Annotated in this window: 12 protein-coding genes; 2 read left to right on the top strand and 10 right to left on the bottom strand. The window is 67.6% G+C overall.

The window, feature by feature from the left end; all coding sequences use genetic code 11:
• Nucleotides 1–495: cob(I)yrinic acid a,c-diamide adenosyltransferase (cobO, locus tag G3N96_RS35035; RefSeq protein ID WP_206140027.1), on the top strand; the 495-nt coding region annotated here is incomplete at its 5' end.
• Between the two features lie 2 nt (nt 496–497).
• Nucleotides 498–1,802 (top strand): cobyrinate a,c-diamide synthase, encoded by a 1,305-nt coding sequence (locus G3N96_RS35030; RefSeq protein ID WP_206140026.1) that lies wholly within the window; start codon nt 498–500, stop codon nt 1,800–1,802.
• Nucleotides 1,803–1,872: 70 nt separating this feature from the next.
• Here G3N96_RS35030 and G3N96_RS35025 read toward each other — a convergent pair whose 3' ends face one another.
• From G3N96_RS35025 to G3N96_RS34980, 10 genes are all read right to left on the bottom strand, one after another.
• Nucleotides 1,873–2,112: a type II toxin-antitoxin system RelE/ParE family toxin gene (locus tag G3N96_RS35025; protein ID WP_346778929.1), complete on the bottom strand. Its 240-nt coding sequence runs from the start codon at nt 2,110–2,112 to the stop codon at nt 1,873–1,875.
• Between the two features lie 45 nt (nt 2,113–2,157).
• Nucleotides 2,158–2,403: a type II toxin-antitoxin system ParD family antitoxin gene (locus G3N96_RS35020; protein ID WP_089456200.1), complete on the bottom strand. Its 246-nt coding sequence runs from the start codon at nt 2,401–2,403 to the stop codon at nt 2,158–2,160.
• 116 nt (nt 2,404–2,519) lie between these two features.
• A complete protein-coding gene (locus G3N96_RS35015) occupies nt 2,520–3,683 on the bottom strand; it encodes a M20 aminoacylase family protein (RefSeq protein WP_124584401.1) in 1,164 nt (387 codons plus the stop codon).
• 363 nt (nt 3,684–4,046) lie between these two features.
• Entirely contained in the window at nt 4,047–4,463 is a 417-nt protein-coding gene (locus G3N96_RS35010; RefSeq protein ID WP_206140025.1) for a PIN domain-containing protein, read from the bottom strand.
• Nucleotides 4,460–4,726, bottom strand: coding sequence for a type II toxin-antitoxin system VapB family antitoxin (gene vapB, locus G3N96_RS35005; RefSeq protein ID WP_089494829.1), 267 nt, complete (start codon nt 4,724–4,726; stop codon nt 4,460–4,462). Before vapB ends, G3N96_RS35010 begins: the two co-directional genes overlap by 4 nt.
• A 249-nt stretch (nt 4,727–4,975) precedes the next feature.
• Entirely contained in the window at nt 4,976–5,992 is a 1,017-nt protein-coding gene (locus G3N96_RS35000; RefSeq protein WP_206140024.1) for a GNAT family N-acetyltransferase, read from the bottom strand.
• On the bottom strand, nt 5,992–6,831 hold the full coding sequence (locus G3N96_RS34995; RefSeq protein ID WP_124585315.1) for a formyltransferase family protein: 840 nt from the start codon (nt 6,829–6,831) through the stop codon (nt 5,992–5,994). Before G3N96_RS34995 ends, G3N96_RS35000 begins: the two co-directional genes overlap by 1 nt.
• Nucleotides 6,832–6,917: 86 nt before the next feature.
• Entirely contained in the window at nt 6,918–9,179 is a 2,262-nt protein-coding gene (locus G3N96_RS34990) for a TonB-dependent siderophore receptor (RefSeq protein WP_206140023.1), read from the bottom strand.
• Between the two features lie 22 nt (nt 9,180–9,201).
• Nucleotides 9,202–10,578, bottom strand: coding sequence for a lysine N(6)-hydroxylase/L-ornithine N(5)-oxygenase family protein (locus G3N96_RS34985; RefSeq protein WP_206140022.1), 1,377 nt, complete (start codon nt 10,576–10,578; stop codon nt 9,202–9,204).
• Nucleotides 10,579–10,610: 32 nt separating this feature from the next.
• A partial coding sequence (locus G3N96_RS34980) for a GNAT family N-acetyltransferase (RefSeq protein ID WP_206140021.1) occupies nt 10,611–10,921 on the bottom strand: 311 nt, incomplete at its 5' end.

The raw sequence follows: 10,921 nt of genomic DNA, 5'->3' as shown, positions 1-10,921 counted from the left end.
ACCGGCAACGGCAAGGGCAAGAGCACGGCCGCGTTCGGCATGGCGGTGCGCGTGCTCGGCCACGGCATGCGGCTCGGTGTCGTCCAGTTCATCAAGGGCGCGCTGCATACGTCCGAGCGTGACTTCCTCGGCGCGGTGGCCGAATGCGATTTCGTGACGATGGGCGACGGCTATACGTGGAACACGCAGAACCGCGACGCCGACATCGCGACCGCGCGCAAGGGCTGGGACGAGGCGCGCCGGATGATCGAGAGCGGCGACTACCGGATGGTGATCCTCGACGAGCTGAACACGGTGCTGAAGTACGAATACCTGCCGCTCGACGAAGTGCTCGCGACGCTCGCCGCGCGTCCCGAGTCGGTGCACGTCGTCGTGACCGGGCGGCATGCGCCCGATGCGCTGATCGACGCGGCCGACCTCGTCACCGAAATGCGGCTCGTCAAGCATCCGTACAAGGAGCAAGGCGTGAAGGCGCAGCGCGGCGTGGAGTTCTGAGCATGCCCGCCTGCCCCGCGCTGTTCGTCAGTGCGCCCGCGTCGGGTCAGGGCAAGACGTCGGTCACGGCGGGCCTGGCGCGGCTGCACCGCCGGCTCGGCCGGCGCGTGCGCGTGTTCAAGACCGGGCCCGATTTTCTCGATCCGATGTTGCTGGAGCGCGCGAGCGGCGCGCCGGTGCATGCGCTCGACCTCGGGATGGTCGGCGAGGCCGGCTGCCGCGCGCTGCTGGCCGACGCGGCGCGCGAGGCCGACCTGATCCTGATCGAAGGCGTGATGGGGCTGTTCGACGGCACGCCGAGCAGCGCCGACCTCGCGGCCGCGTTCGGCGTGCCGGTCGTCGCGGTGATTTCCGCGAAGTCGATGGCGCAGACCTTCGCGGCGATCGCGTTCGGGCTCGCGCGGTTCCGGCCGGGGCTGCCGTTTCACGGCGTGCTGGCGAATCGCGTCGGGTCGGCCCGGCACGCGGAACTGCTGCAACAGGCGCTGCCCGACGACTTGCGCTGGCTCGGGCACGTGCCGGCCGATGCGGGCATCGCGCTGCCGGAGCGGCATCTCGGCCTGCACCAGCCGAACGACATCGACGATCTCGATGCGCGGCTCGATCGCGCGGCCGACGTGCTCGCCCAGACGGCGCTGGCCGAGTTGCCGCCGGCCGTTGCGTTCGCGGAACCGGATGCAGCGGCGCCGCTGCCGCGCGCGCTCGCCGGCAAGCGAATCGCGGTGGCGCGCGATGCGGCTTTTTCGTTCATCTATCCGGCGAATCTCGCGCTGCTCGACGCGCTCGGTGCGCAGTTACGGTTCTTCTCGCCGCTCGCCGACGAACCCTTGCCGGACGATTGCGACGCACTGTTCCTGCCGGGCGGCTATCCGGAATTGCATGCGGCGGCACTCGCGGCGAATGCCGCGACCGCGCGGTCGATTCGCGCGCACGTAGCGGCCGGCCGGCCGATCGTCGCGGAATGCGGGGGGATGGTGTATCTGTGTGAGTCGCTGACCGATGTCGACGGTGTGACGACGCCGATGCTTGGGCTGTTGCCGGGTCACGCGACGATGCAACGCCGGTTCGCGGCGCTCGGCATGCAGCGGCTCGACACGCGCAGCGGGACGATGCGGGGGCATACGTTCCACTATTCGCGGCTCGCGACGCCGCTGGAGGCGGTCGCGCATGCCGCGCGTCCCGATGGCGCGGCGGGCTACGGCGAAGCCGTCTATTGTCGCGATGCGATCGTCGCGACGTACATGCACATGTACTGGCCGTCGAATCCGGATGCGGTCGTGGCGTTGTTCAGCGGGGAAGCGTTCTAGATTCGGGATCGCTCAAGCCATACCGGGATTGCATGCCCCGTCGCAACGATCACGTGCCTGCCTTGTGCGATTACAGATGTTGTTCGATGTCCATGCGTTGATGCAGGACCCGAATTACATCGATCGTGTATTCCGTTTCACGATAGAACACGACGTGGGCGCCCACGGCATACCGGAAATATCCATCGCGAACAATGCAAGTCCGGCCGACCTTTTCACCGCGCGCCAGCGCTTCCATGGTTCCGATCAGATCGCGGTGGTAAAGGTCGGCTTGCTTGAGCGACCAACGCCCGACGGTATCGCGCCAAATGTCTTCGAGATCGAGTTCGGCCAGCGGGGCGAGCCGACGCTGCCTTTAGCCGTCATGCGCGGCCCGCATGCGGGCCAGGAAGGCCTCGCGGTCGAATGGCCTGGGTGCTCCCGATACCTCCCCGGCCTTCAACGCTTCCTGCAACGCGCGCACCTGCATGTCGCGTGATTCGAGAAGCCGCAAACCGGTTCGTTCGACGTCGCTTGCGGAACCGTATTGTTCCGATTGCACTTGAGTATCGACGAGTTCGGCAAAGTGGTCGCGCCGGGAAACGGATGTGTTTTGCGACATGAGTCATTGCTCGTTCAATGCGGCCATCGTTTTCCCGAGTCTGGGACTTCCGGCGCTCCGCCGTTGCGGCGACCTTGTCGATGCCGCGCCTCGCGCCGTATGCGTCGTTTTCGCTGTCAAACCAGGAACGACTCCGCCAGCTTCACCCAGTACGACGCGCCGGTCGGCAGCGCCGCGTCGTTGAAATCGTAGCCGGGGTTGTGCACCATGCAGCCGCCCTCCCCGTCGCCGTTGCCGATGATCAGGTAGCAGCCCGGCCGCTTCTCGAGCAGGAACGCGAAATCCTCGCTGCCGGTGAGCGGCACCATCCCGTCGATCAGGTTCGCGTCGCCCACCCATTCGCGGGCGACGTTGCGCGCGAACGCGGTCATTTCCGCATCGTTGACGAGCACCGGGTAGCGGCGCTGGTAGTCGATCGTCGCGGTCGCGCCGAACACGGCCGCCTGCGCATGCACGACTTCCTTGATGCGCGTCTCGAGCAAGTCGCGCACCTCCGGCTTCAGCGCGCGCACCGACAGGCGCATCTGCGCGCGATCGGGAATCACGTTCGGCGCCTCGCCCGCGTGGATCGCGCCGACCGTGACGATCGCCATGTCGAGCGGCGACACGTTGCGCGACACGATCGTCTGCAGCGCGATGACGATCTGCGCGCAGACGACCACCGAATCGACCGCCTTGTGCGGCACCGCGCCGTGGCCGCCCCGGCCCTGCACGTCGACGATCACCGTATCCGACGACGCCATGAACGACCCCGGCAGGAAGCCGAACTTGCCCGTCGGGAAACCGGGCATGTTGTGCATTGCAAAGATCGCATCGCACGGGAACAGCTCGAACAGCCCTTCGTCGAGCATCTTCTTCGCGCCGCCGAGCCCTTCCTCGGCCGGCTGGAAAATCAGGTTCAGCGTGCCGGAGAAACGGCGCTCGCGCGCCAGGTGCTTCGCGGCCGCGAGCAGCATCGCCGTGTGGCCGTCGTGGCCGCACGCATGCATCTTGCCGGCGATCCTGCTCTCGTACGGCAGGCCCGTGGCCTCGTGGATCGGCAGTGCGTCCATGTCGGCGCGCAGGCCGAGCCGCTGTGCGCCGCTGCCGACCTTCAACTGCGCGACGACGCCCGTGCCGCCCAGCCCGCGATGCACCGTGTAGCCCCACGACTGCAGTTGCTCCGCGACGAGGTCGCTCGTCGCGAATTCCTCGAAGCCGAGCTCGGGGTGGGCGTGGATGCGGTGCCGGATCTCGATCATTTCGTCGGCGAGGCTTGCGGGAATCACGCTGTGCGTCACGGTGTCGTCTCCTGTCCTGTGGGGAATATGCAGGCAAGGATAGTGGGTTCGACGGCAACCGGGCAGACGGAAAGTCGTCGCGGTAGCAACCGGCAGTTGCCGCTGGTTCGACGCGCAGGACGCGCCTGAATGGATTTTCGGGACAATTGTCACGGGCAAAACGGGGCTAGCCGGTCCGGGCGTCGGCTCCCGATTTCCGGCCCCCGCGCGCAGATCGCCAGTCGCGGAAGGCGGCTGGGAATTTATTTTCAATCAATGGCTTACGATCGCCTTGTTCACTTTCTCACCCTCGTACACTTTTTGTGTACGCCGGCTGAAAAGTGAACAACTCCCGACATGGGCACATCCTGGCCCGAACGGCGCTCACGCCGCCCAGTCTTCGAGCGACAACCCGGCGACACGACTGAACTCGCGGCTGTTGTGCGTGACGAGCACCGCACCGGCCGCGATCGCATGGCCGGCGATCGATGCGTCGTTCGCGCCGATCGGCGTGCCGCGCGCGGCGAGATCGGCACGAATCGCGGCCGTTGCATCGACGGCCGCCGTGTCCCACGACAGCACGCCGTCCAGCCGCGAAACAAAGGCCGTCACGCGTTCCGCATGCTTCGGCGATGCCTTCCTGCCGACCGCGCCGAACCGCATTTCGGCATAGGTGATTGCCGAGACGACGATCCGGTGCTGCGCATTGACGCACGATTGCAGCCGCGACAGCACCACGGGCGGCCGCTCGCGCATGATGAACGAACAGATGTTCGTATCGAGCATGTAGAGCGTGGTCACTGGCCGGACTCCGTCGGTGCGGCGCCACCGCCATCGGACAGGTCGAAGCGGCCGGACTCGATGACGGCCGGGCGTTCGGCGAGGAAGTCGGCGTCGGCCGGCGGTTCGCTCGCGAACGAGAGCCACGTGGGCCGCACCGGCCGCAGCAGCAGCGTGTCGCCCTCGCGGCGAATCTCGAGTTCCGTCACCCCCTCGAACTCCATGTCCTTCGGGATGCGGATTGCCTGGTTACGGGCGTTCTTGAAAATGGAAACGGTGCGCATGAGCCACTCCATGGGAGTACGATGCGTCCATTCTAGGCATATGCCGGCATATGTCAATTTGGGGGTGCGCAAACCGGATGTCGCACACCATGCCGTGGAGGATGTTTTTGCCATGTCGCGGGCCTGTCGTCGATGAGGAGAGCGATCCATTCTTCACGACGCAGGCCGCGCGGTCCATATCCCGGATGGCCGATGCCCGCGAGCCACGGCGCCGCGCGCACCCTCGCGCCGCACCGCGCCCCCGCGCCGTCACGGCAATTTGAAAGTGTCGAAGAATGTATCGCGCTCGATCACGGTGAGCGCCGCGCGCTTGTGCGGGAAGTCGAACTCCTTCAGCGTGTAGAACCCGAGCCGGTGCATGTACGCGATGTGCCGCACGTGATCGACGCGCGGCTCGCCCACGAGCCGCTGCGTGCGCGGTTCGTCGACGAACATGTAGTGCAGCACCCCGCTCCACCACGCATGCAGCTTGCCGGCGCTCTGGAAGCGCGAATCGCCGATCAGCAGGTGCAGCCCGCGGTCGTAGTCGTGCGCGTCGTAGAACGGCGCGAGACGGTCCTCCTTCGCCCAGTAGAACTCGAAATAGCCGAATGGCGTGTCGTCGAAATAGCCGATCATCGGGTGCATGTGCGGATCGGCGAGCCGTTCGGCGAGATACGCCGCGTGTTCGTCGCGCGTGCCGCGCTGGTCCCAGAAATGCGCGACGCGATCGAGGTTCATCCAGCCGCTGAACAGGTCCGCGTGCGCGTCGACATCGACGGTGCGCAGGCTGAACGTCATCCCGACCTGCGGCATGGTGCGTGCATAGATCTCGCCGGCCGGCGACGGCGGCCGCACCGGGTGCCGGTGGCCGTTCGTGATCACATGGCGCAGCGGCATGCCACCCGACGCGGGCGCCTTCAGCCACGGCCGCGGGTTCTGCCAGAACGTCGCGCGCGACACGGTGAAGCGCAGCGCGTCGCCGGCAACCTGCGCGCCGTCGATCACGCCCTCGCGCACCGCGCGCGCAACGTATGACGCCACGGCTGCCGCGTCGGCGCCGCCGAGCGGCACCGTGATCGTCGCCGCGTCGTAGCGCGTGTCGGTGTTGAACAGCGCGACGAACGCCGCGAGCAGTTCATCCGGCGAGTCGTCGGGCCGCCACGCGTCGAGCGTGTGTTCGGCGACGGCCAGCGCGTGCCCGTGTGCGGCGCCGTCGAGCGCGGCGGCCACTTCACCTTCGACGGCGTCCGCGGCGCCGGCCGGTTTCGTCAACGTGTCTTCCATCACAGTGCTCCCGCGTCGTGGCGGTCGGCGAGGACGTGCAGCCCCCGCTCGAGTGCCGGAAACAGGCTGCGCTGGAAGTTGTTCCAGCGCAGTTCGAGAATCGTGTCGTCCGGCGCGATCGGCGTGTCGAGCACGTCGCAGATCACCTCGCCGGAATCGATGCCGTTGTCGACGTAGTGAAACGACGCGCCCGTCATCGTCACGGGCTCGACGGACGACGTCGTGCCGTTCGACCAGTCGACCCGTTCGCCGCGCGCGCCGTGCAGCGCATCGAGCGTCGCCCACGCGCCGCGCCGCTGGTACGGCGAGCCGTCGGCCGTGATGCCCGGGTGGATGTTGGCGATGCGCCGGTGAAAGCGCGCGCCGGGCCGCACGAGTTCGTCGAGGATCACGAGCAGCCCGTCGAGCACGACGACGTCGGCGTCGAGTTCGAGCAGGCGCTCGAGCAGGCGGCGCTCGAACGCCTGTTTACCGGCCACGCGCTCGCGCGCGTCGCGCGGCAGCCGCCGGTACGTCGACGCAATCGTGCAGAACAGTTCGTCGACCGGCCGGCCCTGCACCGCCAGCCCTTCCGGCAGGATCCACGGGCGGCCCGGCGTGCGGGCGAAGCCGTAGTCGGCGACTTTCGCGCGGTCGGCCGGCGAACCGTCGTCGTCGTCGACGATCACGCCCTTGAGCGTGTAACGCTCGCCGAGCGGCGAGTCGTTCAGGCGTTCGACGAGATATTCGAGCGGCGCCTTCATGTAGCGCGTGCCGCCCTGATAAGCGACCGGCTGCCCGGCACGATCGGCCGCGCCGTTGCGCAGCGACTGGATGTAGACGAGATTTTTCTTCGGCATGGTTGCGTCGTGGATAAGCGGACGAAGGCGCCGCGGCCCGCCCGCGCCGGCCGCGACGGCCGGCCGGCGGGACGCGGCGCACATCGTCACCAGTTGTATTTCGCGGTCGCGATCACGGTACGGTCGGTGCCGAACACACAGACGTTCGCCGACTGGCAGCCGCTGATGTAGTGACGGTTGGCCAGGTTCGTTCCGTTCACGGCGAAGCGCCAGTTACGCGTGTCGTAGTGCACGCCCGCGTCGAACAGCGTGACGCTCGATACCGTCAGCGAGTTGTCGGCCGCACCGGCCGATGCGCTCTGGTAACGAATGCCGCCGCCCAGGCCGAAGCCCGCGAGCGGCCCCGTGTGCCACGTCCAGTCGGTCCACAGCGATGCCATCTGGCGCGGGCGCGGAATGTCGACCGGCCAGTTGTTCAGCGACACGTCGTTGGCCTTCACGTTCTTCACGTCCTGATACACGTACGAGGCAATCACCGACAGGTTGCGCGTGACCTTGCCGGTCGCGCTCAGCTCGATCCCGCGCGAACGCACCTCGCCCGTCTGCACCGACTTCGTGCCGGTATTGTCCTGGCTCGGCAGCGCCGGCGTGAGCACGTTGGTCTGGTTGATCTGGTAGATCGCCGCGTTCAGCATCAGGTTCTTGCCGGGCGGCTGCCAGCGCAGGCCGGCTTCGATCTGCTTGCCGCGGGTCGGTTGCGGCAGCCCGCCGCCGACCAGGTTCACGCCGATCAGCGGATTGAACGACGTCGCGTAGCTGACGTACGGCGACAGCCCGTAATCGCCCTGGTACGTGAGGCCGACGCGACCGGTGAACGCGGTGACGTCCGCCTTCGTCGACGTGCCGGCCGCGCGATCGTCCATCCGCATGTTGACCCAGTCTTCGCGGCCGCCGAGCGTCAGCGTCCAGCGGTTCCATTTGATCTGGTCCTGCGCGTACAGGCCGAACGTGTTCATCGTCGTGTACGTGTTGGTGCGGAACGTCGAGTCCGGCGTGAACACCGCCGTCGTGACAGGCAGGTAGACCGGGTTGTAGATGTTCAGCGGCGGCGCGGCGGCGAGCCACTCGCTGTCGGTCGCGGTCTGGCGGTTGTACTGGAACCCGAGCAGCAGCGTGTGCTGGAGCGGCCCCGTGGCGAAGCGGCCTTCGAGGTTGTTGTCGATGTCGAAGCGGCTGTAGTTCATCTGGAACACGCCGGCCCAGCGCGACACGTCGGTCGTGCTGCCGTCGACGAAGCCGTTGCCGAATACCGAGCCGTTGTCGAGCGACAGGTGCATCAGGCGCGTGTTCTGGCGGAACGTCCACGCCGGCGTCAGGTTGCGCTCGAACTGATAGCCGACCGACCACTGCTTCTTGCGGTAGTAGTTGAAGTTCGGATCGCCTTCGTACACGTCCTTGTTGATCTGGCCGTTCGGGTTCGGCAGCACCGTACCCTGCGCGGGCAGGAAGTTCGACGAGATATCGCCCCAGTCCTGCAGATAGGTGGCCGACAGCGTCAGCGACGTATCCGCGTTCGGGCGCCAGCGGAACGACGGCGCGAGCGCGACGCGCTGGTCGTTGTTCGGGCCGGTCAGCGCGTTGCCGTCGCGTGCGACGCCGACGAAGCGGTACGCGTACTTGCCGTCCGGGTCGAGCTTGTCGCCGACGTCGATCATGAACTGCTTGCGCGCGTAGTTGCCGATCTGCACGCCGGCCTCGCGCACGCGCTCGCCGTCGGCGAGCTTGGTCTGCACGTCGACGATCGCGCCCGGGTCGCCGGCGCCGTACAGCACCGAGGTCGGCCCGCGCAGCACGCTGATGCTGTCGATCATGTACGGATCGACGCGCCAGCTCGCGAGGTTGATCGTGTTCGGCACCTGCAGCCCGTTCACGTACGCGGTCGGCGTGAAGCCGCGCAGCGCCGCGTACCAGTCGGAACGGTTGTCCGAGCCGTACGACGAGAAGCCCGGCACATAGCGCAGCGCCGCGTTCACGTCGGTCGCGCCGGTCATCTCGATCTGCTGCGCGGTGACGACGTTGATCGTCTGCGGGATCTCGTTGATCGACGTGCTGGTCTTCGTGCCGGTGCGGCTGCGCTTCGCGACGAGCCCGACCGTGCCGTCTCCTTCCGAGGCCGCGTTGACGTTGATCGTCGGCAGCGTGCCGGTCGATGCACTGGCCGACGCACTCGCCGCCGCACCGTTCTGCGCACTGCTGGCCGACGCCGCTGCGCCTGCGTTCACGGCCGGTGCCGTCTGGGCCTGTGCGTGCCCTGCCGCCACCCCGAACGCCACGCTCGCCGCGGCTGCGATCGCACGCAAACGCGTGCCTGTTGCCCACTCCATCTTTCTCTGCTCCACTTTTTTCATGCGGTCTCCGACCGCGCCTTTGTCAAAGAGCGAAAGCCATCCGGCTCGCGCTCGCCCCGTTTTCCTGTCGTTTTTCCTGTGTTGCCCGGGCCGCGCCTTCTTCATGGGCGGGCGCGATCCCGTCTTCGAGCGACGCGCAGATTTCGTCCGCGCGGCGCGCCAGTACCGACAGCAGCGTGTCGGACAAGCCATGGCTGTCTTCGCAGCAGCCTTGCAGGTAGATGCGCGGCGCGAAGTGCTCGGGCGTCGCGAGCAGGTAGTCGCGCGTGACGTCTCCCCGTGAAAGCGCATCGCCCAGATGCGGCGCGAGGCCCTCGAGCAGCGCCGAATGCGTGTCGCGGCGGTAGCCGGTGGCCAGCACGAGCGCGTCGAAGCGCTCGACGCGCGTGTCGCCGCTCATCCGGTCGCGCAGCGTCAGCTCGATGCGGCCGTCGGCGGTGCGCACCGCGGCTTCGATCGCGCTGTTCGCGAGCAGCGCATGACGCGGCGTGCCGTCGATGCGCTGCAGGTACAGCATTTCGTAGATCTGTTCGATCAGCGGCCGGTCGACCACCGCGTAGTTCGTGTCGCGATAGCGCTCGAGCAGCGCGCGGCGCGCGTCGTGCGGCTGCGCATAGACGACATCGGTGAACTCGGGGCTGAAGATCTCGTTGACGAACGGGCTGTCGTCGGCCGGCTTCAAGGCGCCGGCGCGCATCACGAGGCTCGCGTCGACGTGCGGGAACCGGCGCGCGAGATCGATGAACACCTCGGCCGCGCTCTGCCCCGCGCCGATCACCGCGACGCGGCGGCGCTCGCCGTCCGACGATGCCACCAGCCGGTCGATGTCGGTCAGGTACGACGACGAGTGGATCACGCGGTCGCGGCCGAGCGCGGCGAACGCGTCCGGCACCGCCGGCGTGCCGCCGACGCCGACCGACAGCGCGCGCGTGACGCGCTGGCGCTCGTGGCCGGCGGCGTCGCGCGACAGCACGCGCAGTGCGTCGATCTGCTCGCCGTCGCCGCGCACCGGCTCGATCGCGAGAACGGTCTCGCTGTAGTGGACGCTATCGTCGAACGCGTCGGCCACCCAGCTCAGGTAGTCGTGGAATTCGACGCGGGTCGGATAGAAGTTCTTCAGGTTGACGAATTCGTTCAGCCGGCCGCGTTCGAACAGGTAGTTGATGAACGTGTAGCGGCTGGTCGGATCGCGCATCGTGACGAGATCCTTCAGAAACGAGATCTGCATCCGGCAGTCGTCGAGCAGCATGCCGCGATGCCAGCCGAATTCCGGTTGGCGCTCGATGAAGCAATGGGCGAGCGGGCGCGCCGCGCGCCGTTCCTCGAGGCGGATGGCCAGCGCCAGATTCGACGGCCCGAAGCCGACGCCGATCAGGTCGAATACGGTTTCTCTCTGCATGTCTCAGCTCCCTTGTCGGTGAATCCGGCGCGTCAGACGTGACGGCCGGAGAAGAACGTCTCGCGCAGCGTGCGCATCCACAGCGGCTGCGCGTCGGCCAGCGCAAGACGGCGCTGCCGCGCGAAGCCATGCCGCGCGAGATGGTCGGCAACCCGCGCGTGGCCGGCCGGAACGGCACAGCCGACCGCTTCGGTACGCGGGTCGTCGAGAAACAGGTAATGCACGACGGACGGCAGCCAGCCCGCCACGCAATGCGGGCCGCGCCAGCGCGACTCGCCGACCAGCATCCGCAGCCCGCGGTCGTAGTCGCGCGCCGCGACGTGCGGCGCGAGTGCGTCTTCCA

The sequence above is a fragment of the Burkholderia sp. Se-20373 genome, from assembly GCF_017104705.1.
Classification (GTDB): domain Bacteria; phylum Pseudomonadota; class Gammaproteobacteria; order Burkholderiales; family Burkholderiaceae; genus Burkholderia.
This window is presented reverse-complemented; position numbering and strand designations above follow the sequence as displayed.